Origin of the sequence: Pseudoxanthomonas sp. SORGH_AS_0997 (assembly GCF_031453535.1) — a bacterium.
Lineage (GTDB): Bacteria > Pseudomonadota > Gammaproteobacteria > Xanthomonadales > Xanthomonadaceae > Pseudoxanthomonas_A > Pseudoxanthomonas_A winnipegensis.
In genome coordinates this window covers 1,317,538-1,341,139 of sequence record NZ_JAVIZI010000001.1, presented here as the reverse complement: position 1 = coordinate 1,341,139, position 23,602 = coordinate 1,317,538, and the positions used below count along the sequence as shown (strand labels likewise).

Below are 23,602 nucleotides of genomic sequence, written 5' to 3'. Positions count from 1 at the left end.
CCAACAGCACGCATTGTCACAACCGCAGTGTGCGCACCTGGGTCTTGTTCGACCGCCTTGCCGGCCATCCCGATATGGCTGTGATTGCCCATCGGCGGGGCCGGCAGGATCGCTTGGGCGTAGCGGGGTGCCCGAGCAGCGCCACGGAGGCGTCGCGATGTTGGCATTGTCTGGAGGCGGCGTGGGCCGGCGCGGCGGGGCTATCCTGTGAGCGTGCGCGGTCACAAACCGTCGACCTGGCGCGCGGGGGCCGGTGTGCTGTTCGCACAGTGGGGTTCGATCCTGTGTGTGGCGGCGATCTCGATGGGGTTGTCGGTGTGGCTGGCGCGCAGCATGCAGCCGGACGGATTCGGCCGTTACGCCTATCTGCTCAACCTGGCGACCCTGCTGGCGTTGGCCCAGGATGCGGGCATGCGGACGCTGGTGCTGCGCGAACGCGTGGCGCCCAGCTCGGGGCTGGCAGCGGAGGCGGCGGCGCTGTCCGGCCTGGCGCGCGGACATCTGTTGCTCGTCACGTTGCTGCTGGTGGTCGGGGCGCTGCTGTTGCCTCGTGGCGTCGGCGATCCTGCGCTGGTCTGGGCCGTGCTGTGCTTCGCTGCGGTGACCCTGTCGCAGCTGGTCTCGGCGCAGTTGAAGGGCGCGGGACAGTGGCGACGTGAGGCGCGCTGGCAGGTCGGCGCGCGCGGACTGAGCGCGTTGACCATCGTGGTGGCGGTGCTGTGGCTCGGCGCACGGCCGGAGGTGGTATTTGCGGCCTGGACGATCGGACTCTTGCTGGCCTACGCGCTGCTGCGCCGGGACCTGCACGATCGGCCGCGCTGGCAGCCACAGGCCGCGGTCTATCGCGCCGCGGCTGGTTTCCTGTGGATCGACCTGGCGACCTGTCTGTATCGGCGCAGCGACGTCGTCATCCTGCATCGCGCGGTATCGCCGGCCGAGGTCGGGCAGTACGCCGCCGCCTATCGTCTGTTCGACGGGGTGCTGCTGCTGGCGGCGCCGGTGGCGCTGCTGTTCTTCCGGCGCCTGCGCCTGACCCGGGATGACGCAACTGCCGCTTGGCGCCTGCATGGACGTGCCCTGACGGCCGCGGCCGCGGCCGGTGCCTTGTTGGCGATCGTTGGAGTGAGTCTCGGCACCTGGATCGTGGGGGTCCTGTATGGCCCGGCCTATCGGCAGACGGCCGGGCCGCTGGTGGGATGGTTGTTCGCCGCGTTCGTGTTCGTGCTGCCAAACTACGTGCTGACGCAGACGGCGATCGCGCTCGATCGTCCGCGCTGCTACATGCTCGGTGCGGGCCTGGCGGCGGCGACCAATCTGACACTCAACCTGTTGCTGGCGCCGCACTACGGCGCACGCGGCGCGGCGCTGACGACGATCGCCACCGAGGCGGTCCTGGCGACCACGCTGTGGCTGGGGCTGCGCCGTGCGGCGGCACCTGTGGCCTGAGCTGCGTCGCATTGCCGCCGTCGCGACCGGTGTGGCACAGTGCCCGCCGGTCCAGCCGCCGACCATCATGAGGGGAGATGCGATGCCGCGTTCGACCATGCGCCAGGCTGGCGCCCTCCCTGTTCCCGCAACATGGCGATGGACCCGATGCAAGGCATAGATGATGTGCGTCACCGTGGCGATGATGCGTCGCTTGGGGATCTGTTCGTGGTGGTGCTGCGCTTTTATCGGCAGTTCGGTCGTCTGCTGATTCCCCTGGCGCTGCTGCTGGCGCTGGTCGCAGGCGTGCTGGTCGCGTTGCGGCCGCTCTACAGCGTCACCGCCCTGCTGGACGTCCCGCAACTGACCCTGGAACAGTGGCGTCGCTTGCAGCCGATGCTGTCGGACCGGCAGCTGGTGGCGGATTCGGTGGCCGCTGCCGCCATTCCGCCTGAGCTGCGCAAACGTGTGCAGCGGCAATTCCAGCAGCCACGTTACTGGCAGAAGCGGGTGGAGTACCGCAGCGCGGTGGATCGCGACGACATCCGCCAGCAGGTCAACATCGATCCCAAGACCGTCGGCACACTGGGGCTGGAGGTCTCGCTTACCGCGCGCGACGAGGGGTCCGCCGCGCAGCAGCTGCAGCTGATTGCCCAGCACGTGCGCCAGGTGATGCTGTGGGGCGGCTTGCGCGACTCGCTCGATGCCATGCGTCAGCAGACCCTGGAGAAACGGCCGGAGCTGCAGATCGCGCAGATCCAGCAGCAGTTCGCCATCCAGCAGAACAGCCAGAAGGTGGTGGAACTGCAGGCCTTGCTGGAGCGTTACCCAGAACTGCGGCGCGCCGAGGTCAACACGGTGGTTTCGGTCGGCGATGGCGGCGGCAAGTATCTGTCGCCACTGGCGCAGATCGTCGCTTTGCAGGCCACCATCACCGAGACGCGGGCTGATCTGCGCCAGGCGCAGCGCGAGTTGGAGCAGTTGGACTGGAAGCGGCGCTTCCTCGCCTGTGCAGACCGACGCGCAGCGACGCTGCATTCGGGTAAGGCCCTGCAGGATTGGCTGCAGGCGTGCGACGCGGCGGTCTTCGCTGCCGGCGCGCAGAGCGACTCGGTGCGCGAGCAGGTCTCGCGCGAGATCGAACTGAATCTGGCCCAGCAGGGCGGGCGCATCCAGCAGGTGCGTTATCGGGCCTTGCCGGCGCTCTCGATCGCACCGGTGCCGGCAAGGCGTCCGCTGCTGGTCGCCGCTTTGGTGTTCGCCGCTTCATTGCTTGCGATGTCGCTGGCGCTCGGGGTGTATGCCGCCGCCCGGCGCCTGCGCGATCCGTCCGCGCCCTGGTCGGCGCAGCGCGATCCCCTGTTCGCTTGGCTGCCGGCCGCATTGCGCGGCCGGCTGCTGCACGAGGATGCGCCGCCGCGCGCGCCGGAGGGACTGTGAAACGGGTGCTGGTGACCGGTGCGGCCGGCATGATCGGTCGCCGGGTGGCCATGGCACTTCTGCAGCGCGGCGATGAGGTGGCCGGGCTGGACGATCTTTCCAGCGGCATGGTCTTTCCTGAGGGCTTGCACGTCGCCGCGGTCGCCGATGTGCGAGATCCCGCAGCGGTGCTGGCGTGTCTGCGCGACTTTCGCGCCGAGGCGGTGGTGCATCTGGCCGCCGTCCACCATATTCCGACCTGCGAGCTGCGCCGGATGCATTGCCTGCAGGTCAACGTGGTCGGCACCGAGAGCGTGCTGGAGGCGGCGGCCGAGGCGGAGGTGCGGCAGGTGTTGATCGCCTCCAGCGGTGCGGTCTATGCGTGGGGCCAGCAGGCTCTGGACGAAGCCGGCAGCGCCATCGAGCCGCGCGACAACTATGCGCTGTCCAAGCTGTGCAACGAGCACCAGCTGCGGCTGTGGTGCGCACGCGGTGCGGGGCGACGCGGCCGGGTGGCGCGCCTGTTCAACTGCATCGCCCATGACGACCCCAATGCTCACCTGATTCCGGACATCCTGGCCCAGCTGGCCGCCGATCCCTCGCCGGCGCCCCAGGTGCGGCTGGGGAACCTGCAGCCGCGACGCGATTACCTGCATGCCGACGATGCCGCGGCGGGCCTGCTGGCCCTGCTGGACGATGCGCGCGTCGAGCCGGCCTACGATGTCTTCAACCTGTGCTCCGGGGTGGAGCATTCGGTCAGCGAACTGGTCGCCGAAATCGGTGCGTTGCTCGGCCGGGCACCGCAGGTGCTGGTGGATCGGCAGCGGCAGCGTCCGCACGACCGGGCGCATCAGCTTGGCGATCCGGCCAAGGCAGCCGCGTTGCTGGGCTGGCGTACGCGTTGGACCCTGCGCGAGGCGTTGCAGCGGACGCTCGCGCGGGGGCAGGCCGCGGGCGCGGGCGTCTTAGGATGAGCGTACTGGACCGGATCGATCTGTCCGCAGCGGAGACGCTAGCGCATCCAGTGACGGATTTCGTCAAGGCGCGGTTTCCCGACACCGTGCACTTTGCCTCGCCTCCATCTGGCGCTCGCCAGACGCGATCGGCTCGCTTTGCGGTCAGGGATTACCCCTTGCGCCGTTGTGCTGGCCGGGGGCGGACCCGGATACTCGGAGGCTTACGCTTCTGCCCTGAGACAAGGCGTCCGAGGTGTCCGTGACGATTATCGAACGCCTCAAGCTCGCCCATCTTGGCCTCCGAGAGGGCGCGAATCCGCATCGCAACGATGCCCTGGGTGCGCTGTGTCGAGCCTGGGCCGACGCCCACGGCGCGGCCTCGCGCGCCGCTCTTTGCCATGTACCTGCGGCTGGATCCTTCGTCCGGCCATGAGCGCGGCCGGGCGCATGCGCGCGGCATTCGCGTCCGGCGCGCTGCTGTACGCGCTCGGGCAGGGCTGCACCTTGCTCTTCCAGTGGTTGCTGTTGCGCCAGTTCGGCCTGCGGGGCTACGGCGAGGTGGGGCTAGCGCACCTGGGACTGACCACCGTGCTGTTTCTGGGCGATCTGGGATATGCCTCGCTGTTCCTGCGCGAAGATCCGGCGGCCCCGGGATGGGAGATGCGCTGGCGGCAGGCGTTGCGCCACCGGTTGTTCGCCACGCTGGCCCTCGACCTGGCCTGGGTCGTCGCGGCCGGCTGGTCCTGGCGCGGGCGTGGCGAGGGCTTCGGCTACGTGCTGGCAGCGCTGCCGGCCACCCTGTTCGGCCTGATCGGCTATTCGGCACCGCTGCTGGCGCAGGGGCGACGGCTGCCGGGATTTGCGGTGCAGCAGATCGCGATGCCGGTGGCGATCGTAGTCTGGTGGCCGCTGCGTCACCTGCCCGGGTGGGAGGGGGGCGTCGGAGCCGGCCTCGCGGTGAGCATCGGCTACCTGGTGCAGGCCGCGTTGAACACCGCTGTGTTCGCCGCGCCGCTGCGGCTGCTTTGGCCGCAACGCGGCCGGAGTCGCCATCTGCTTGCGACGGCAGTGCAGCTGTCGCTGCTGGGGATCGTCGGCATCGTGCACGACCGCTTGACGCCGCTGCTGCTGGCGGCTGTGGCGCCGGCGTTCCTCCCGGTGTATCTGTTCCTGGGCTATCTGCTCAACGGTGCCAGCGGCATGTTCAACCAGTTCAACCGCCTGCTCCTGGCCGAGGCTGCCAGCGACACCGGCCAGCGCTGGGCGCAGGCGCTGATCTCGGTGGTGCTGGGTGGTGCGGCGCTGGGCGCGCTGCTGCTGCCGCTGGCGACGGCGACATGGGGCAATGCGGGGCAACATGCCTGGTTGCCGTGGGCGACGCCGGTGCTCGCCGGCGGCGCTACGGTCCTGCTCAGCGGCGTGCTGGCGGCGCTGTTGATCGGACGCCATCGCGAACGCGCGCTGTTGCGGCTGCTGCTGATCGGCGTGCTGTGCAGCGCCTTGCTGCAGCTGGCCGCTGCGGCGTGGGCAGCGCCTCAGGTGCTGTTGTGGGGGCGGCTGCTGTGCCTGTTGGGCATCGCCGCCGCGAGTCTGCATCTGTGCGGCCTGCGGCTCAACGGCGGCGGCGTTGCGGCGCTGCTCGCGGCGCTGCTGGCGGCCTCGCTGTGGGGCGGACGGCTCGGCTGGGCGTTCGCGGCGGTGCTGCTGCTGCCTGCGCTGTGGACGGCGTGGCGTCGGCACAGCCTGTTCGCGCCCGCGGCGGAGCGCACCGGATGAGGCGGTCGTGGTCGGTTGCCGCGTCGCATCGCGGCCTAAGCTCCCGGAGGCGCGCATGTGCGGCATAGTCGCGTTGCGCAACTTCGGCGACGGGGCATCGCTGCAGGGGCAGGCCGAACGCGCGCTGGCGGCCCTGGCCCGGCGCGGCCCGGATGCGCAAGGTCTGCTCTGCGAGACGCAGCCGGTGCCGACCGCACTGGGACACCGCCGTCTGGCCATCCTCGACCTGAGTGAGGCGGCGACGCAGCCGATGCGCTGCGCTGAGACTGGCAATGTGGTGGTGTTCAACGGCGAGATCTACAACTTCTTGGAACTGCGCCGCGAGCTCGAAGCGCTCGGCCACCGCTTCCGCACCGATAGCGACACCGAGGTGCTGCTGCACGGCTGGCGTGCCTGGGGCGGGGGGTTGTTCGCGCGCTGCAACGGCATGTGGGCGATCGTGCTGCTCGAGCAGGCGAGCGGCGATCTCATCTATTGCCGCGACCGGCTGGGCGTAAAGCCCCTGTACCTGCATCATGATGGCCAGCTGCTGCTGCTGGCCAGCGAGATCCGCGCCATCTCCGCAGCGTTGGGCGGCTACCCGCCGCCCAATCCCGGCGCGGTCTTTGATTTCCTGATTGCCGGCCTGTCCGATCACCGCGGCGAAACGTTCTATGCCGGCATTCGGGCGGTGCCACCCGGCTGGGTGTACCGGGTCTCCGCCGACGGTCACAGCCATCGCCAGCGCTACCATCACTGGCCGCTGCCGGGCGAGGCGCCGCCGCTCGATGCCGAGGCGACGCAGGCGCTGCTGGAGGATGCCACGCGGCTGCGCTTGCGCTCGGACGTGCCCACGGTGACGTTGCTGTCGGGCGGGTTGGACAGCGCGATCCTGACTCGGCTCAGCCTGCGTGCCGCTGCGCTGCCGCGCACCTGCTTCGCCGGCGCCTACACCTACGGCTATCGCGACGCCGAGCAGGCGCGCTTCGACGAGGTCGCGTCGGCGTCCGCGCTGATGACCGAGTGGGGCGAGGCGGCGCGCCACCGCGTGCATCGCGCGCACGCCATCCCGGCGGAAGACGAACTGCTGGAGCTGGTGCGCGCGCAGGAGGAGCCGTTCTGCACCCCGTCGATCCTGGCCAGCTTCCGCATGTACCGGGCGATTCGTGAGGCCGGCTACAAGGTCGTGCTTAATGGCGAGGGCGCCGACGAGCTGTTCGGCGGCTACGTCCGCCTGTATCTGGCGCTGAGCGCGCGCAGCGCGCTGCATGGCCTGCGCCTGCCGACGCTGACGCGCCTGCTCGGCAGCGGCGCGGTGGATCCGCGGTTGCTGCTCAATCGCCTGGCCTGGGATCTGCCGGCACGTCCGCTCGGCGCGCTGCTGCGTCGACAGCGGCCGAGCGTGGCCAGCATGTCCGCGGCGCTGTGGCACGACCAGGCGCAGCGCCTGCAGGCGCTGCAGGCCGATCGCCGGGGCGACGTGCAGGCGCGTCTGCGCGCCGACGTGCTGGCGACCAATCTGCCAATGATCCTACGCATGACCGATCGCAACAGCATGCATGTCGGCGTGGAGGTGCGGGCGCCGTTCCTAGACTACCGCGTGGTGGAGCGCGCGCTGGCCACGCCGGCCGACCAGCGGATGGGCGATTATCACGGCAAGGCGCTGCTACGGCAGGCCTTCGCCAATGCCTTGCCCCAGCGCCTGGTCGGCCAGCGCAAGAGCACCGGATTCGGCCATGCGGAGCAATTCCTGGTTGATCGCATGCCGCTGCAGCCGATCCTGGCGTCACTGCCGCCGGAGCTGGGCGAGTTCATCGACCTGGCGACGCTGCGCCGGCAATGGCAGCGCGGCGAGGCGCACAGCACGCTGTGGTTCGCCGTGTCGGTCGCGCTGTGGTACCGGAGCATCTATGGGTAGGGCAGGGCACGCACCCATGCAATTGGCTGCCGACGACGGCCGCTGCCGGTGTTGCGGCGCCACCGTGCGGCAACGTGCGGTGTGGGGCGAGGTCTATGCGGACACCGGCCAGGAGTTACGTCGGTGCGGCCATTGCGCGGCTGCCTACCTGGCGCCGGACTTCACCGAGAAGGCGCTGGCGAGGTTCTACGCGCACGACTATCGTCGCTTGTTCCCTGCGGAATCGCCTTGGCGCAGCCAGGCGCGCTTCTTCGCCTGGCGCGGCGATCGCCCGATCGCGCAGCGACGCCTGCAGTGGATCGCGCCGCAGCTGCCGACGGGCGCGCGGCTGCTGGAAATGGGCTCAGGATTCGGAGCCTTTCTCGGTGCCGCTGCTGCGCTGCGTCCGGATCTGAAGTTGTTCGCGATCGAGCCGGACCTGGAGAACCGCACACGTTTGCTCGACGTTGCACAGGTGACGTTTGTGCCGGATCTGCACGCGGTGGCGGAGGCGAGCGTCGATGCGGTGGTCGCGTTTCACGTGCTGGAGCATCTGCCCGATCCGCGCGGGTTCCTGCAGACGCTGGCGCGGGTCCTGGCGCCTGGCGGCCTTGCCTGGATCGAGGTGCCCGACGTGATGAGCGACTGGCGCTCGCGAAACTACGTGCAACCTGCGCATCTGAGCTATTTCTCCGCCTCGCTGCTACAGCGTCTGGCGCTGAGCGCCGGGCTGGAGGTGCGGGCCTGCGCCGCCCATCCGGTCGGAGGCGCGCTGGCCGACAATCTGTGGATGGAGGTGCGGCGCCCCGCGCAGGCCTGCGCCAGCCCACTGGCAGCTGCCCGCGCTGAAGAGGTGGACGCTCTCGATATGCGCCTGGACTGCGTGGGTTGGGGACTGCGTGATCGCCTGCGGCGCGCGCTCAAGCGCGCGATCGTGCGCGCGTTCGGCCCTGGCCTGCCCGGCGAGGTGCAACGCTGGCGTGGACGCCGGCAGGTGCGGGAGGCGATGCGCGATGCGCTTCGCTGAGTTCCAGCAGGCGCTGCAGACGCACTACGGCGAGGAAGCCGCGGCGGCGCGCCATGAACTCTACTTCCTCGCCCGGCGTGGGCGTGGTGCATTGGTGCGAGGAGTGCTGGCCGCGCTGCGTGACGCCTGGCTGTGCTGGCGCCTGCCGCGCGCTCCGACACCGCTGGCCGCCTGGGTCGCGCTGGCGACGTTGCCCGGCGCCAACGGCTGGGGGGCGTTGGCGCCGTGCGTGGCCGATCTGGCGCAGCGCGGGATCGCCTGCAGCGTGCTGATCCATCCGCGCCTGCGTGGCCGCGTTGTCGGCCAACTACCCACACGTCCGGCCGCGGCCGCCTGGCGCCACGCGGCCGGCGCCTGGCGATTACGGCAGGCGTCGGCGGACAGGGCGCCGCTGTCGCTCTGGCTGGTGCGCTGCTGCGTTTTTAGACAACGCCTGTGGCGCGGCGCCTGGACGCGCACGCTGGCCGCGCGCAGCGAGGCCACGCTGCTGCTGCACAACGACTTCGACCTGTACGCGGTGGCCGCGCAACAGGCGGCAGGCGACGGCTGGCGTAGCGTGTGTGTGCAGCATGGCCTGCCCACCGACGAGTTCTTCCCCGTGCGCGCGCAGCGGCATCTTGTCTGGGGGCCGAGCAGCGCGCAGGTGTTCGCGCGACATGGGGTGACGCGGCAGGCGCTCGCCTATGGCCCGGCGCAGGTGCAGGCCGCTGAGGTCGGGACCGACACCGAGGCATCGGTGCCGGCAGCGCTGTACCTGATCTCACAGACGCACACGCCGATCTACGGCCGCGCGTTAGCGGCGGACTTCCTGGCATTGGCCCAGGCGCTGGCCGGACGCGATGGGCCGGCACTGCAGATCCTGCTGCATCCGGAAGAAGTGCGTGGCGGCCACCCCTATACCGTGCCTGGCTTGTCCGACTATTGCCGGCACCCGCCGCATCCGTTGCTGGAGGCCGCGCAGGCCCCGGCGATCGTGGTCGGCTTCTGCTCGACCGCGCTGCTGCAGGCGGCCTGCCGCGGCCATTACGTGATCGGCCTGGCCTGGCCGGCGACGGCGTCGCTGGACGCGCTGGCGGTCGGGCGGCCGCCGCAGCAGGTGGCAGATGGTGCAGCACTGTGCGCCTTGATCGACCGCCTGTGCGAGGACCAAGTGCTTCGCCGACGCTTGCTCGCGCAACAGGCGCGGTGGCTGAGCCAGACTTTTGCCAGCGATCCGGATTGGCCGCAGCGCCTGGAGAATGCCGCATGAGGCGGCTGGGAATGCTGCTGCTGATCCTGTGGATCCATCTCGGCGATCTGCTGGTGGCTTGGCTGTACGCCGGCGGCGCGTTGCCGCAGGCGACCTGGCTGCGACCGCTGCGCGATGCGACGATCCTGGGGCTGGCGGTGGTATGCCTGCTGACCGCGCGCATGCCGCGGGCGTTGTTGCTGTTGGTGCTGGTGTTCGGCGCGCTGGCGGCGGCCTACGCGCCGCTCGGCTATGCGCACGGATTGCCGGCCGGCATTGTGCTTGGGTCTTTCGGTGTCGTGCTGGTGCCGATGCTCTTCCTCTTGGCCGGTTACGGCGGTATGCCGCAGCCACAGGACCTGCACGCGGCCACTCGCGCCCTTGTCTGGCTGGGCGTGGCCAGCGCGCTGTTCGGTGTCTGGGACGTGACCCATACCGACTTCTGGGTGAACCAGGTGCGCTTGCCGGACTACCTGCAGCAGGTCAAGGGCGTACAGCCTCAGGACACCGACCCCCAGACCGCGCTGCCATGGAACTTCTTCGGCGGCGCGGACTACGCGCGCCGCGCTGGCGGGCTGCTCGCCGCACCGCTGGCGCAGGGGCAGTTCCTGGTGACCGCGGCGTTGGCGGCGCTGGCGCTGTGGCAGCGCCGCTGGCCGTGGCGAGCGGCGCTGGCCTGCGCCGGGCTGTTCGTGGCGATCTGGATGTCAGGCACCCGCGGGGCGATGCTGGCCGGCGTCGTCGCCATGCTCGGCTATCTGCTGACCGCGCGCGGCCTGGTGCGCTCGACACCGGCGCGACTCGCACTGGCCGGACTGGCGCTGCTGGCCATCGTCGCGGCGTCCTACGGCATCGTGTTGACGTCGGTGAACTTTCGTGACGGGTCGACCATCGGTCATTGGTCGGCGTTGCAACACAACCTGGCCGACCTGGATCAGGTGGTGCTGTTCGGCGGTGGGCTGGGGCGGCAGGGTGCGGTCGCTGCGCGGCAAGGACTGACAGATCTCGGTGGCGGCGAGGGCGCCATCTTCAGCATCGCCTACCAGATGGGCGTGCCGGCGGCGCTGTTATTTCTGGGGTTCATCGGCTGGTGCTTGCGCAGCCTGTGGCGCGCCTATCGCCAGGACGACGACCGCCTAGCGCTGACCACGTTCTGGTTGTTGTGCGGCATGGCGACCACGCTGGTGTCCTCGGACAACGCGCTGACCGTATCCGGAGCAGGGGGCTTCTGGCTGTTGCTCGGCGGTGTGCTGCGTCAGTGTCGGACACACGCGGGCCCGGTCCGGGCTCGCAGCGCCGGTCTGCGCCGGCTGCCGAGTGGCCCGGCGGAGGCCTGAGGCGTGCGTATCCTGCATGTGTACAAGGATTTCGCGCCGCTGCGCGGCGGCGGCGGCGTGGCCCGGCATATCCATGGCCTGGCCGTGCTGGCGGCGCAGGCCGGATGCGTGGTGCGGGTGGTGGCGCCGGCGGCGGAGGATCCGGGCAAACCCGACTACACCGCGGTCGCGATCGCCGCGTCGGGGTTATGGCCGCAGATAGGCTGGGCCGATGTCGTGCACGTGCATGGCGCACGCACGCCGATCGCGGCGCTGGCCGCGTTGTTGGCGCGCTGCCGGGGCAAGCGTGTGGTGTATACGCCGCATTGCTATTACGACGATGCCCACGGGCTCGGCAAGCGGTTGGGAAAACGGCTCTGGGATGCGCTTGTGGAACGCCCGCTGTTGCGCCGTGCCGACCGCGTGGTGCTGCTGTCGGACTATTGGCGCGACTACCTGCAGGCGCGGCGGATGCCCGCCACACATGCGTTGCTGCTGCCCAACGCGGTGCTGGCGATGGAACTGGCGGCTGTCCCTGTCACGGCGGCGGCCCTGGACGGCGCGCCGGCGCTGCTCTCGGTTGGACGGCTTGATGCGGTGAAGCGCCTGCACGACGCGATCGCGCTACTGGCCGTGCCAGGGATGGAACAGGCGGTGCTGCACCTGGTCGGACGCGGCCCGGATCGACCGCGGCTGGAGGCCTTCGCGCAAGGCCAGGGCGTTGACTCGCGCGTGCGATTCCATGGCTTCGTTTGCGATGCTGAGGTGGCAAGCATGGCTGCGCGTGCCGATGCATTCGTCCTGCCCTCGGCAGTGGAGGGCATGCCGACGGTGCTGATCGAAATGCTGTTGCTCGGATGTCCGGTCCTGGCCAGCGATATCCCTGGCAATCGCGCCATCCTGCAACCGCTGGGATTGCAGGATGCGCTGTATCCGTTGGGCGACGTCGCGGCGCTGGCGATGCGCGTGCAGTCGTTGGGGCGGCGACGCGTTGCGCCCCAGGTGATGACGGTGGTGCATGCGCGTTTCACCTGGGAAGGCATTCGGCCGCAGGTGCTGGGGCTGTACGATTCCCTGATTGCCAGAGAGCCTGCACCTTGAACGCCCGTCACCCGCGTGTGCGCTTCTTCGATTGCCCGTTGGATCTGCTTGCGCCAGCCGATCTGCTGCAGCGGGCCCAGGCCGCGAGCGACGGCGGCACACCGCTGCGGATCGAGGGCCTGAACGTGGCCAAGCTGATCGATGCGCGCGCGCAGGCGCCGTTGCGCGCAGCGTTGGACGAAGCCGAGCTTGTGCATCTGGATGGAAGCGGCATCAGCATCGGCCTGCGCTGGATGGGCGGGGAGCCGCCGCCGCGGCGCGCCGGGATCGACCTGATGCAGGATCTCTGCATGCAGGCCGCGCAGTCCGGGGAGGGCGTGTATCTGCTGGGCGCCCGGCCGGCGGTGGTGGCGGCCGCGGCCGGGCGTCTGCGCGCGGCCGCGCCGGGACTGCGTATTGCCGGTACCCGCGACGGCTACTTCGACGAAGCCGAGGTACCGCAGGTGGTGGCGGCCATTCGCGATTCCGGCGCGCGCTATCTGTTCGTGGGCATCAGTTCACCGAAGAAGGAGCTGTTCCTGCAACGGCACTGGTCCGATCTGGGCGTGGCGGTGGCGATGGGCGTGGGTGGCTCGTTCGATGTGCTGTCCGGCATGCTGCCGCGCGCGCCGCTGTGGATGCAGCGCTTCGGATTGGAGTGGCTGTTCCGGCTGGCGCTGGAGCCGCGTCGTCTGGGCTGGCGTTATGTCCGCACCAACTTCCTGTATCTGCTCCTGTTGCTGCGTGCGCGCCTGAGCCCCCGCTATCGCGCGTGCGCGGTGGTCCGCAACGCGGCATGAGCACGCCGGCGACCGATATACCTTGCACCAACGCGCGCGCGCCGCAGCCGCTGGCGGTCGCGGCCTGTCTGTGTGTCTATCTGTTGTTCTGCCTGCAGCAGGTGGTGCTGACCGGCCGCTACTTCGGCGTGGGCCTGTCGCTGGGCTCGATGGCGATCCGCGCGTTCGTGCTGGGTGTTTCGCTGTGGGCGTTGTGGCGCCAGGGGCTGCCGCCGATCCTGCGTCGACCATTGCTGGGGATCATCGCGTGCCTGGTGTCGCTGGGCGCATCGTTGCTGGCATCGGAGCGCCCGGAGCTGGCCTTCAAGTTCGCAATGCGCTACGCGACCGCCTTGCTGGCGTTGTGGGCGATGCTCAATCTCGCGCTCGCCTGCCCGCGCTGGCCGCGCGCGGCGACGCTGGCAGCGCTCATCGCGCTGTGGTGGAACCTGGTGCTGGGTCTGGCGGTGCGCCTGCACTGGCCGCCGGCACTGCGCTTGTCGCTGGCTTTCCACGCGCAGGACAGCTTCAAGTACCTGCCGCGGATCTCTGGTATGTATGAACATCCGGCGCTGCTGGCGGCGAGCGCGGTGCTGGTGGCCGGGCTGGTGCTGCAGTACTGGCGCTCTGGCCAGATGGGGCGACTGGCGCTGGGCACGGCCCTGCTCGGGGCTGTGCTGGCGCTGGCGCTGACCGAGGTCCGCAATCCGCTCTTGCCGGTCGGCGCGCTGCTGCTGTGGTGGGCGTGGCCGCGGCACAGTGCCTCGCGCGTGCGTCGACGTGCGGCCGTGCTCGGACTACTGGGGCTCTTGGCGCTGGCCGGATTCGTCATGTGGAAGCGCTACGCGGACATGACCAGCGCGGTGCACGAAAGTACGCTCACTGCGGTGTCGCTCGGGCGGACCTACCTGTGGGCTGGCGCGCTAGAGGCGTGGCGTAGCCACCCCTGGTTCGGGCTAGGCCCTGGCGTCTTCCAGTTCCTGGTGCCTGATTACACCGGCGGCCGCTTCGATCGCGGAGAACTGCATGCGCACAATCTCCTGTTGGCGGTGCTGTCGGAGACCGGGCTGTGCGGGCTGCTGGCGGGCTTAGGGCTGCTTTATGCGCTGTGGGCGCCGCTGCTGCGCAGCGCCAGCGTGCGCGGCTGGGCGTTGACCTGGCTGCTATTGCTGCTGGGTCTGGGCGTGTTCGACTTCTATCTTCCCTTCTATGCGTTCTCGCTGCATGCAGCACTGGCTTTGGCCGTTCTGTATGCCCGCTTGCCCGTGCGCAACGGCACGGCATGACCATCGCTCAGCGGCGCACCGCGATCCACGACTTGGTGAGTCCACACAGGCGCTCGCCGATCAGGGTGCTGTCCGGGAATAGACGCGCCAGCTCGGTACGCGTCAGTAGACGGATGTCCTCCACGAACGCGCGCGCCTGCGTCCGCGTCTGCGGCCGATCGATCCGGCCCAGCGGGATCCGGTACAGCAGTTCGGCCTGCCATGCATAGGGAAGGAATTGGATGCCTGGCGCCAGATAATGCGGCTCGACCGGGAACCAGTAGTTTGGCGTCTGTACGTAGTGCCACGGCGCCACGCGCCGAATCTCGGCGGCGAAGGCTTGCGTACGCACGGCATCGCCGACGTGCTCGATGACCGAATTGGAATGAGCGATGTCGAAGGCGTTGTCGGCGAAGTCCAAGACACAGCCATCCCCGTGGTGTTCACGCAGGTGCGGACGTGGTGCGTGGGTGTGATTCGGTTCGAGGTTGACTACGGTGACGCTACAACGGTGCTGGGCGAAGAACGTGTCCGGGACATGGGCCCAGTAAGCGAGCGTACCGCCGACATCGATCACCCTGCACTCGCCCTGCCGGCTATGGCATTCGGACACCATCTGCATGAAGCCCTGCAGTCGCCGCGCGCGCAAACGCGCGCTGAGCGAACGTGGATCGTTATAGTCCGCCTGCGCGCGCAGTCCCATGAGCGTACCGATCAGGCGGGACGCAGGCACTGCGGCGCGCGCTGCTCGACCGAGGTTCCCAGCAGCGCACCCAGGATGTTCCGGTAGGCATGGCCGTCGCCAAACGGATTGTGCCAGGCCACTGTGCGTCTCAGCAGCGTGTCGGCCGCCGTGCGCAAGCCGTGCGTGTCCAGGCTCAGGGGCAACTCGGCGCCGCCGACCTGCAGCGTCTCCGGGCGTTCGGTGTTGGTGCGCAGCACCAGGCACTTGCGCTGCAGGATGCAGGCCTCCTCCTGGATGCCGCCGCTGTCGGTCATGATCAGGGACGCACCCTGTTGCAGTGCCAACATGTCCAGATAGCCGACCGGCTCGATCGCGCGCAACACGCGATGTCGCGCGGACGCGGCTTGGCCCATGCTCGCCAGGCGCGGATGCATCGGGAACACCAAGGGCACACCGGCGTCTTCCGAGATCGCCGCCACTGCCTGCACCAGCGCGGCAAAATGCACCGGGTCGTCGGTATTGGAACGCCGGTGGCAGGTCATCAGGTGGTAGCCGCCCTGTCGCAGTCCCAGCCGCTGCAGGATGTCCGAGCGTCGCAGCGCCGTGCACGCGTGCGCCAGCGTCGCGTCCGCCACGGTGTTGCCGGTGATCCGGATTCGGGATGGAGCCAGGCCTTCCTCGCGCAGGATCTGCGCCTGCAGCGCGGTCGGACAAAACAGGTGATCTGACATGTGGTCGATCATGACGCGGTTCACTTCCTCGGGCATGCTGCGGTCGCGGCTGCGCAGGCCCGCCTCCACGTGCGCCACCGCGATGCCGCGCTTGTTGGCGGCCATGGCGCCCGCCAACGCGCTGTTGGTGTCGCCTTGCACCACCACCACGTCTGGTTGGGTGCGCTCGAGCACCGGTTCGATGCCGCACAGCATGCGGCCGATCTGCGTGGCGTGTGGCGCCGAGCCGACCCCGAGGTTGTATTGGGCGCGCGGCAGGTCCAGTTCATCGAAGAAGATGCGGTCCATCTTCTCGGCGTAGTGCTGGTTGGTGTGCACGATCGAGAAACGCAAGCCTTCGCGTGCGCTGGCGGCGATCAGCGATGCCAGTTTGATGATCTCCGGACGGGTGCCGAGAACGTAGCTGATGTGCATCTGAGTCGGACTCCCCCAGTCCTGTGGTCAATAGGCGTCGCGATCGAACAGCACGATCGCGGCGGTCTGCGCGATGATGCTCAGGTCCAGCCATAGCGACCAGTGCTGGATGTAGTACAGGTCGTAGTCGATGCGCTTGCGCATCTTCTCCACCGTATCGGTCTCGCCGCGCAGCCCGTTCACCTGCGCCCAGCCGGTGATGCCGGGCTTGACCCGATGGCGTTGCAGATAGTTCGGCACCCGATCCTGGTATTGCGCGTTGTGCGCCAGGGCGTGCGGGCGCGGCCCGACGATGGCCATGCGCCCCTGCAGCACATTGAAGAACTGCGGCAGCTCATCCAGGCTGGTGCGGCGCATGAAGGCGCCGAAGCGGGTCACCCGCGGGTCGCCGCGCGGCGTCTGCGGCGTGGCCTCTTCGCGGTCGTGCAGGTGCATGCTGCGGAACTTCCACAGTTCGAAGGGCCGCCCGTCCCAGCCGTGCCGGATCTGCCGGAACAGCACAGGCCCGGGCCCAGACAGCCTGACACCCACTGCCAACGCCAGCAGCACCGGACTGCTCAGCAGCAGGATCAGCGCGGCCAGCAGCTTGTCGGTGACGTCCTTCAGCCACCGCGCGGTGCGAGAGAGCGGCCGCACCGAGAGTTCCAGCAGCGGTGTCCCCGCGACCTCGGCGATGCCATGGTGAATCATGCCGAAGGCGAAAATGTCCGGGAGCCAGCGCACGTCCACGCTGCTGGCGGCGAGGCGCTGCATACTTTCGCGGATGAGCGCCTCCTGGCGCATCGGCCAAGTCAACCACACCTCGGCGATACCGTGCAGGTCAAGCCACTGCGGCAGGGCGGCGAGGTCGCCGTTGCAGATCGCCGGCGGCGACGGCACCCACTGCAGCCCCGACCACGGGCCTTGGCAGATGCGCACGGCGACCTGTTCGACCCGCTCGGGCGGTCCCAGCACTGCGATCCTGCGCGTGCCCACGCCGTGTCGATGCAGCCAGCGCAGCAGACCGTCCGCAGCCAGGCGGATGGCCACCAGGCTGCAAGCGCCGATCGCCGCCCAGTACAGGAACCACAACCGCGAGAAGCTGGTGCCGGTCTTGCTGAGAAAACTCAAGGAGGCGAGCACGCCCAGCACCACTCCCCAGCCAAGCAGCAGCCGGCCGAGCATCATCGTTGGCAGCGCGAGGCGCCAGCTGCGGTAGAGCGCCAGTTGCGAGAACACCAGCAGCGTCAGCGCGGCGCCGGCCAGCAGCGCGTACGTATAACGCGGCGCATCGGGCAGACCGAGCTCGCCCGTCCGCACGGCATAGGCCAGCAGGCCGCTGGCGACCACCACCAAGGCATCGGCAAGCTTCAGCAGCGTTGCCGCAAGCGCCATCGCGTCACCGACCATGCCCGCTGCTGCCGCCCGCGACAGCGGCCCGCCGAGCAGTCTCACGCGCTTTCGCTCGGCGCGTGTCGCGCCCGTATTGCGTTGTCTACGTGCTTCCCCAAGCTGCCCCTCATCCCCGTCCCCTGTCTCCCACGCCGCGCGTCCCGCAGACGCTCCGATACAGCGGCAGATAGGCGTCGACCATGCGCTCGGCAGTGAACAACCGCCTGTATCGTGCCTCCGCGTGCCCCCCAAAGGCCGCAGCGATGTCGGGATGGTCCCACAGATGACGCATCGCGTCGCGCAGTGCCACCGGATCACCTGGGGGGACCACCAAGCCGGTCTCGTTGGCAATGTTGACGAAACTGGTGCCAGTGCCGATTTCACAGGTAATCATGGGCTTGGCATGCATGGCCGCCTCAAGCAGGGAGATGCCGAACGCTTCTGATCGCAGATGCGAGGGGAACACCAGCGCCTCGCAGGCGGCGAGCAGCGCATGCTTGTCGGCTTCGTCCACATGGCCGAGCAAGTGCACATGAGAGAGGCCAAGCGCCTGCGCCTGCGCCTGCAGGGCTGGGGCTTCCGGGCCGTCGCCTGCGATCGCGATCGGGATCTGCAGCCCCTGCGCTGCCTGCAGCAGAAAGCGCAGTCCCTTGTAGTACCGCAGCACGCCGACGAACAGCAGGAAGCGCGGGCCCAGCCGTGCACGCCAGTCCGTCATCCGCTGCGGCGAGGCCGCGTGTTGCGGGACGGTATCCAGGCCGATGGGGATGACCTCGACCTTGGCCCGGTGCTCCGCCAGTACCGCGCTGCTGTCCAGGTACTTTGGCGAAGTGGCGACGATGCGGTCGACGCTGCGCAGGAGCCGCCGCTGCAGTGGCCTGTACAGGCGCAGCAGGTGCCGTTGCCGGACGATGTCCGAATGATAAGTCAGCACCGACGGCTTCCCTGCCGAGGCGGTGAAGTGCAGGACGTCCATGAACGGCCAAGGGAAGTGGTAGTGGATCAGGTCGGCGCGGCGCGCCAGTTGCGCATAGCGTCGCACCAGGCCCAGCGAGACCGGCATCGAGGCGACCTCGGCGATGCGCGGTAGCCGATGCAAGGTATAGCCGGCATGGACGCAGGTACCGGCCTGCGTGGCATCGCTGCACAGGGTCAGCACCTCGCTGGATACGCCACGCGCCTGCGCATGACACGCAAGCGTATGCACGACCTGCTCGATGCCGCCCATCGAGTCGGGCAGGGCGGTCTTGTAAACATGCAGCACGCGCATCAGCAGAAGGCTCCACGGCTCATGCGCGCATGGCGTCGCGGTAGGCCTCGGCCGTGCGCTCGGCGCAGGTGCGCCAATCGAAGCCGGCGGCGCGGCGGCGTCCGGCCGCGCTCAGCGCCACGCGCCAATCCCCATCCTGCAGCCCGCGCTCGAGCAGGCCAATCAGAGCGTCCGTATCGCCGGGGTCGAATAGGGCGGCGGCATCACCGGCAACCTCCGGCAAGGCCGCGGCGTTGGAACACAGCACCGGCGTGCCGCTGCCCATCGCCTCCAGCACCGGCAGACCGAAGCCTTCGTACAGCGAGGGGAACACGAATAGCCTCGCCCCGGCGACCAGCGCCGGCAGCCGCGCCTGGTCCACATATCCGAGGTAGCGCAGCCACCCACAGCGTTGCGCCTGGGCCATCTGCCGGTGCAGTGCCTCGCTCTGCCAACCCGGATGGCCGGCCACCACAAGCGGCCAGCGGCTGCGTAGCGCCGCCGGGAGGGCTGCGTAAGCGTGCAACAGCGTCTGCATATTCTTGCGCGGTTCGATCGTGCCAAGGAACAGCGTATAGCCATCGGTCTGCAGCCCAAGCGCCTGCAGCGGTGCCTGCAACTCATCCGCCTCGTGCGGACGGAAGGCCGTATTGCCGGCCAACGGGATGGCGCGGATGCGAGTTAGCGGCCAGTCGAATTGTGCGGCGATCTCGCGCCGTGAGAATTCCGAAACAGTCAGGATCAGCTGCGCGCGTCGCAGCGAAAGCTGCAGTTCCTTGCGCATGTAGCGCACCCGATCGGCACGATGGCAGTCGGCCCATCGATAGATGGAGACATCGTGAAAAGTGGCGACGCAAGGACCATCAAAGGCCGGCAGATAGTAGTTGCAGCCATGGAACAGGGCCGTTGCCTGGCCGCGCAGGGCCCGCGCCTTGGACGCGTTGTGTAGATGCCGATACACGTCGACGGCCGGCTGCACGCGCGAGAGCCGGTCGCGAAGCCATGGCACCAGCGCCGGTGCAGGTCCCGGCGCCGGCAAGTCGTCGCGCAGTTGCCTGCCGTGCAGGAAGCGCAGCGACTGGATCTGTGGCAGCGCGGCCAAGTGCGTGGCCAGTTCCAGCGTGTAACGGCCGACGCCAGTCAGTGGATAGCGGATCGAGTCCGTCGCCAGGATCACCCGCATCGTGGCCCCGGACGCGCGTGCCACGCGGCGTGTTCAGTGAGACACCGCGGACCGGTCGCGGGTACGACGGCCGGGCATGGCGCAATCACCAACGACGCAGCGCCTGCGGTAAGCGTCGGCTTGTCGCTGCGTGGAAGGGAGTGCCGGCGCATCCTGGTTCCTGCTGATCGATGGCGGAGTCTAGAACGTGCGCTGGCCGGAGGGCGAGTCGCGCGATCATGCCTGACTGCCGGGCGCCAAGGTAACCGGAGCGGGGCTCGTCTCGTCCTTCGACACCCATTTGTACCTGAGGTCGGGGAATCAAAGACAAGCCACGCGCGCACGGGGCCCTTTATCTCTGGATCAAGGCATACGCGCAGGCGCCGCGGTGGCGGCGGCGGAACTCTCCCACGAAAGTCCCATCGCTGCGATTGGCCGAAAAGGCTGCGAGGGCAGCTCCCACCTCAAAGAACGCTATTCCGGGTCGTAGTCCAGGTTTGAAGCCAGCCAGCGTTCGGCCTGGGCCAGCTCCACGCCCTTGCGCCGGGCGTAGTCGGCGACCTGTTCCTTGGAGACGCGGCCGACGACGAAGTACTGCGCGCCGGGGTGGCTGAAGTAGTAGCCGCTCACCGCCGCGGTGGGCAGCATGGCGAAGCTCTCGGTCAGGGTCATGCCGGCGTTCCGGGGGGCGTCCAGCAGCTCGAACAGCAGGCCCTTCTCGCTGTGCTCCGGGCAGGCCGGATAGCCGGGGGCAGGGCGGATGCCGCGGTACTTCTCGGCGATCAGCGCGGCGTTGTCGAGCGCTTCGTCGGCCGCATAGCCCCAGAACTCGGTGCGCACGCGCTGGTGCAGGCGTTCGGCCAGGGCCTCGGCCAGGCGGTCGGCCAGGGCCTTGAGCAGGATGGCGTTGTAGTCGTCGTGGGCGGCCTCGAAGCGCGCCACGTGCGGCTCGATGCCGATGCCCGCGGTCACCGCGAACGCGCCGATCCAGTCCTGCTTGCCGCTGTCCTTGGGCGCGATGAAGTCGGCCAGGCAGAAGTCCGGACGATCGGCCGGCTTGTCGACCTGCTGGCGCAGGAAGCGCAGGAAGTGCCGGGATTGGGGATTCGGGATTGGGGATGGCTGCGGTGAATCCCCAGTCTCCAATCCCGGGTCCCGGTGGTCCCCCACGACCACCTCGACATCATCGCCCACGCTGTTGGCCGGCCACAGGCCGAACACGGCCTTGGCGGTCAGCCATTTCTCCGCGACGATCTGCTTGAGCATCGCCTGTGCATCACGGAACAGCTCGCTGGCCTGGGCGCCGACCACGGCGTCGGTCAGGATGGCCGGATACTTGCCGAACAGCTCCCAGGCGTTGAAGAACGGCGTCCAGTCGATGCAGTCCACCAGCTCGGCCAGCGGATAGTCGTCCAGCACGGTGATACCCAGGCGCCTGGGCGCCGGTGGCGTGTAGTGGTCCCAGCCGCCGTCGAACTTCTGACCGCGTGCCTTGGCTAACGTGACCAGGCGCTTGGCGTCGCCGCGATTCTTGTGGCGCTCGCGGATCTCGGCGTAGTCGGCGTCGTTGGCGGCGACGAAGGCGCTGCGCATGTCGCGCGAGATCAGCGACTGCGCCACGCCCACCGCGCGCGAGGCGTCCTTGACCCAGATCGTCGGCGCGCTGTAGTGCGGGTCGATCTTCAGCGCGGTATGCGCGCGCGAGGTGGTGGCGCCGCCGATCATCAGCGGCATCTCGAAGCCCTGGCGCTGCATCTCGCGCGCCACGTGGGTCATCTCCTCCAGCGAGGGCGTGATCAGGCCGGACAGGCCGATGATGTCGGCGTTCTCGGCACGGGCGCGGTCCAGGATGGTCTGGGTCGGCACCATCACGCCCAGGTCGACCACGTCGAAGTTGTTGCAGGCCAGGACCACGCCGACGATGTTCTTGCCGATGTCGTGCACGTCGCCCTTGACCGTGGCCATGATGATCTTGCCGTTGGACTTGCCCACATCGCCGGTGCGCAGCTTCTCCTCTTCGATGAAGGGCAGCAGATAGGCCACCGCCTTCTTCATCACCCGCGCGGACTTCACCACCTGGGGCAGGAACATCTTGCCGGCGCCGAACAGGTCGCCGACCACGTTCATGCCGTCCATCAGCGGGCCTTCGATCACATCCAGCGGACGCGCGGCCTGGGCGCGCGCCTCCTCGGTGTCGGCCTCGACGTAGGCATCGATGCCGTTGACCAGCGCGTGGGCGAGGCGGTCGCGCACCGACTTCTCGCGCCAGGCCAGGTCCTCGACCCGCTTCTCGCCCTTCTTGCCCTTGTAGCGTTCCGCGATTTCCAGCAGGCGCTCGGTGCCGTCCTTGCGGCGGTTGAGGATCACATCCTCCACGCGCTCGCGCAGCTCCGGGTCCAGGTCGTCGTAGATCGGCAGCGCGCCGGCGTTGACGATGCCCATGTCCATGCCGGCCCTGATGGCGTGGTACAGGAACACCGAGTGGATCGCCGCGCGCACCGTCTCGTTGCCGCGGAAGGAGAAGGACACGTTGGACACGCCGCCGGACACGTGGCAGTGCGGCAAGGTGTCCTTGATGATGCGCGTGGCCTCGATGAAGTCCACCGCGTAGTTGTCGTGCTCCTCGATGCCGGTGGCCACGGCGAAGATGTTGGGATCGAAGATGATGTCCTCGGGCGGGAAGCCGACCCGCTCGGTGAGGATGCGGTAGGCGCGTGTGCAGATCTCGACCTTGCGCGCGCAGGTGTCGGCCTGGCCGGTCTCGTCGAAGGCCATCACCACCGCGGCGGCGCCGTAGCGCAGCACCTTGCGCGCGTGTTCGATGAAGGCGTCCTCGCCTTCCTTCAGCGAGATCGAGTTGACCACGCCCTTGCCCTGCAGGCACTGCAGGCCGGCCTCGATCACGCTCCACTTGGAGCTGTCCACCATCACCGGGATGCGGGCGATGTCCGGCTCGGAGGCGATCAGGTTGAGAAAGCGCACCATCGCCTTCTCCGAGTCGATCAGGCCCTCGTCCATGTTGACGTCGAGGATCTGCGCGCCGTTCTCCACCTGCTGGCGGGCGACCTCCACCGCCTCCTCGTAGCGCTCCTCCTTGATCATCTTGCGGAACTGCGCGCTGCCGGTGACGTTGGTGCGTTCGCCGACATTGACGAACAGCAGCTGCGGGGTGATGACCAGCGGTTCCAGGCCGGACAGGCGGGTGTAGCGGGGCGAGGGTGCAGCAGTGGACATCACCAGACCTTGTAAATCTGTCCGGTCTGCACGCCCTCGATGCTGCGCTGGAAGGCCAGCGCCGCGCGGGCGGCGGGGACCGGCTCGAAACCGGGGAAGAAATCGGCGTAGGCGTCCCACGCCTCGGCCAGGACCGTGGGGCTGACCGCGTTGATGCGCAGGCCGCGCGGCAGTTCGCAGGCCGCCGCGCGCACGAAGCCCTCCACCGCCGCGTTCACCGCGGTGGCGTTCACGCCCTGGGCGATCGGTTGTTCGGCCAGGATGCCGGTGGTCAGCGTGATCGAGCCGCCGTCGTTGAGATGCCGCTGGCCCAGCAGCGCCAGGCGCACCTGGCCGAGCAGCTTGTCCTGCAGGCCGCTGTCGAACTGGGCCGCGGTCATCTGCGCCAGCGGGCCGAAGTGCACGTTGCCGGTGGTGGAGACGATGGCGTCGAGGCGGCCCACGCGTTCGAACAGCGCCAGCACGCTGGCCTCGTCGCGCAGGTCGACCGGGTGGGTAGCGTCGTGGCGCGAGGCGGCGATCACCTCATAGCGCGGCGCGAGCAGAGCCTGCACGGCACGACCGAGCGTGCCGCTGGCCCCGATGAGCAGGACCTTCTTCATGACCATC

General features: G+C 68.9%; 18 protein-coding genes. 11 read left to right on the top strand and 7 right to left on the bottom strand.

From position 1 onward, the window contains the following. Positions 1 to 207 precede the first annotated feature (207 nt). From QE438_RS06000 to QE438_RS05950, 11 genes are all read left to right on the top strand, one after another. A complete protein-coding gene (locus QE438_RS06000; protein ID WP_306991789.1) occupies positions 208 to 1,446 on the top strand; it encodes an oligosaccharide flippase family protein in 1,239 nt (412 codons plus the stop codon). 132 nt (positions 1,447 to 1,578) lie between these two features. Beyond that, a complete protein-coding gene (locus QE438_RS05995; protein ID WP_306991791.1) occupies positions 1,579 to 2,865 on the top strand; it encodes a hypothetical protein in 1,287 nt (428 codons plus the stop codon). After that, positions 2,862 to 3,818, top strand: a complete 957-nt coding sequence (locus QE438_RS05990) for an NAD(P)-dependent oxidoreductase (RefSeq protein ID WP_306991793.1) — start codon at positions 2,862 to 2,864, stop codon at positions 3,816 to 3,818. Before QE438_RS05995 ends, QE438_RS05990 begins: the two co-directional genes overlap by 4 nt. 411 nt (positions 3,819 to 4,229) lie before the next feature. Beyond that, the gene (locus QE438_RS05985; protein WP_306991795.1) at positions 4,230 to 5,576 is read left to right on the top strand and encodes a hypothetical protein; all 1,347 of its coding nucleotides are present in this window, start codon (positions 4,230 to 4,232) and stop codon (positions 5,574 to 5,576) included. A gap of 55 nt (positions 5,577 to 5,631) precedes the next feature. Next, on the top strand, positions 5,632 to 7,473 hold the full coding sequence (gene asnB / locus QE438_RS05980) for an asparagine synthase (glutamine-hydrolyzing) (RefSeq protein ID WP_306991797.1): 1,842 nt from the start codon (positions 5,632 to 5,634) through the stop codon (positions 7,471 to 7,473). 16 nt (positions 7,474 to 7,489) lie between these two features. Further along, the gene (locus tag QE438_RS05975; protein WP_306991799.1) at positions 7,490 to 8,479 is read left to right on the top strand and encodes a class I SAM-dependent methyltransferase; all 990 of its coding nucleotides are present in this window, start codon (positions 7,490 to 7,492) and stop codon (positions 8,477 to 8,479) included. Beyond that, a complete protein-coding gene (locus QE438_RS05970) occupies positions 8,466 to 9,728 on the top strand; it encodes a hypothetical protein (RefSeq protein ID WP_306991801.1) in 1,263 nt (420 codons plus the stop codon). Before QE438_RS05975 ends, QE438_RS05970 begins: the two co-directional genes overlap by 14 nt. A gap of 11 nt (positions 9,729 to 9,739) precedes the next feature. Further along, the gene (locus QE438_RS05965) at positions 9,740 to 11,044 is read left to right on the top strand and encodes a hypothetical protein (RefSeq protein WP_306991803.1); all 1,305 of its coding nucleotides are present in this window, start codon (positions 9,740 to 9,742) and stop codon (positions 11,042 to 11,044) included. 3 nt (positions 11,045 to 11,047) lie between these two features. After that, a complete protein-coding gene (locus QE438_RS05960) occupies positions 11,048 to 12,124 on the top strand; it encodes a glycosyltransferase family 4 protein (protein ID WP_306991805.1) in 1,077 nt (358 codons plus the stop codon). 38 nt (positions 12,125 to 12,162) lie between these two features. Beyond that, positions 12,163 to 12,903 carry a WecB/TagA/CpsF family glycosyltransferase gene (locus QE438_RS05955; RefSeq protein WP_309732758.1) on the top strand — a complete coding sequence of 247 codons (741 nt, stop codon included), beginning with the start codon at positions 12,163 to 12,165 and terminating at the stop codon, positions 12,901 to 12,903. After that, entirely contained in the window at positions 12,900 to 14,168 is a 1,269-nt protein-coding gene (locus QE438_RS05950; RefSeq protein ID WP_306991811.1) for an O-antigen ligase family protein, read from the top strand. Before QE438_RS05955 ends, QE438_RS05950 begins: the two co-directional genes overlap by 4 nt. 7 nt (positions 14,169 to 14,175) lie before the next feature. On the opposite strand, the gene QE438_RS05945 is transcribed toward QE438_RS05950, so the two are convergent. From QE438_RS05945 to QE438_RS05915, 7 genes are all read right to left on the bottom strand, one after another. Further along, positions 14,176 to 14,850 carry a methyltransferase domain-containing protein gene (locus QE438_RS05945; protein WP_306991813.1) on the bottom strand — a complete coding sequence of 225 codons (675 nt, stop codon included), beginning with the start codon at positions 14,848 to 14,850 and terminating at the stop codon, positions 14,176 to 14,178. A gap of 11 nt (positions 14,851 to 14,861) precedes the next feature. Further along, positions 14,862 to 15,977, bottom strand: a complete 1,116-nt coding sequence (gene wecB / locus QE438_RS05940; RefSeq protein WP_306991815.1) for a UDP-N-acetylglucosamine 2-epimerase (non-hydrolyzing) — start codon at positions 15,975 to 15,977, stop codon at positions 14,862 to 14,864. A 27-nt stretch (positions 15,978 to 16,004) separates the two neighbouring features. Next, the gene (locus QE438_RS05935; protein ID WP_309732751.1) at positions 16,005 to 17,366 is read right to left on the bottom strand and encodes an undecaprenyl-phosphate glucose phosphotransferase; all 1,362 of its coding nucleotides are present in this window, start codon (positions 17,364 to 17,366) and stop codon (positions 16,005 to 16,007) included. Positions 17,367 to 17,475: 109 nt separating this feature from the next. After that, a complete protein-coding gene (locus QE438_RS05930) occupies positions 17,476 to 18,618 on the bottom strand; it encodes a glycosyltransferase (RefSeq protein WP_306991819.1) in 1,143 nt (380 codons plus the stop codon). Positions 18,619 to 18,637: 19 nt separating this feature from the next. Beyond that, positions 18,638 to 19,780, bottom strand: a complete 1,143-nt coding sequence (locus QE438_RS05925; protein ID WP_306991821.1) for a glycosyltransferase family 1 protein — start codon at positions 19,778 to 19,780, stop codon at positions 18,638 to 18,640. A gap of 453 nt (positions 19,781 to 20,233) precedes the next feature. Further along, positions 20,234 to 22,993: a methionine synthase gene (gene metH / locus QE438_RS05920; RefSeq protein WP_307183996.1), complete on the bottom strand. Its 2,760-nt coding sequence runs from the start codon at positions 22,991 to 22,993 to the stop codon at positions 20,234 to 20,236. After that, positions 22,993 to 23,595, bottom strand: coding sequence for a short chain dehydrogenase (locus QE438_RS05915; protein ID WP_130518135.1), 603 nt, complete (start codon positions 23,593 to 23,595; stop codon positions 22,993 to 22,995). The genes metH and QE438_RS05915 overlap by 1 nt, the downstream gene beginning before the upstream one ends. Positions 23,596 to 23,602: the final 7 nt, after the last annotated feature.

What these genes read in the sequence shown, in the direction of transcription:
- QE438_RS05975 (WP_306991799.1), top strand. Translation starts at nt 7,490, where the DNA reads ATGCAATTGGCTGCCGACGACGGCCGCTGCCGGTGTTGCGGCGCCACC.
- QE438_RS05935 (WP_309732751.1), bottom strand. Translation starts at nt 17,366, where the DNA reads ATGGTCGGTGACGCGATGGCGCTTGCGGCAACGCTGCTGAAGCTTGCC.
- wecB (WP_306991815.1), bottom strand. Translation starts at nt 15,977, where the DNA reads ATGCACATCAGCTACGTTCTCGGCACCCGTCCGGAGATCATCAAACTG.
- QE438_RS05945 (WP_306991813.1), bottom strand. Translation starts at nt 14,850, where the DNA reads ATGGGACTGCGCGCGCAGGCGGACTATAACGATCCACGTTCGCTCAGC.
- asnB (WP_306991797.1), top strand. Translation starts at nt 5,632, where the DNA reads ATGTGCGGCATAGTCGCGTTGCGCAACTTCGGCGACGGGGCATCGCTG.
- QE438_RS05925 (WP_306991821.1), bottom strand. Translation starts at nt 19,780, where the DNA reads ATGCGGGTGATCCTGGCGACGGACTCGATCCGCTATCCACTGACTGGC.
- QE438_RS05970 (WP_306991801.1), top strand. Translation starts at nt 8,466, where the DNA reads ATGCGCTTCGCTGAGTTCCAGCAGGCGCTGCAGACGCACTACGGCGAG.
- QE438_RS05985 (WP_306991795.1), top strand. Translation starts at nt 4,230, where the DNA reads ATGAGCGCGGCCGGGCGCATGCGCGCGGCATTCGCGTCCGGCGCGCTG.
- QE438_RS05965 (WP_306991803.1), top strand. Translation starts at nt 9,740, where the DNA reads ATGCTGCTGCTGATCCTGTGGATCCATCTCGGCGATCTGCTGGTGGCT.
- QE438_RS05915 (WP_130518135.1), bottom strand. Translation starts at nt 23,595, where the DNA reads ATGAAGAAGGTCCTGCTCATCGGGGCCAGCGGCACGCTCGGTCGTGCC.
- QE438_RS05950 (WP_306991811.1), top strand. Translation starts at nt 12,900, where the DNA reads ATGAGCACGCCGGCGACCGATATACCTTGCACCAACGCGCGCGCGCCG.
- QE438_RS05995 (WP_306991791.1), top strand. Translation starts at nt 1,579, where the DNA reads ATGGCGATGGACCCGATGCAAGGCATAGATGATGTGCGTCACCGTGGC.
- metH (WP_307183996.1), bottom strand. Translation starts at nt 22,993, where the DNA reads ATGTCCACTGCTGCACCCTCGCCCCGCTACACCCGCCTGTCCGGCCTG.
- QE438_RS05930 (WP_306991819.1), bottom strand. Translation starts at nt 18,618, where the DNA reads ATGCGCGTGCTGCATGTTTACAAGACCGCCCTGCCCGACTCGATGGGC.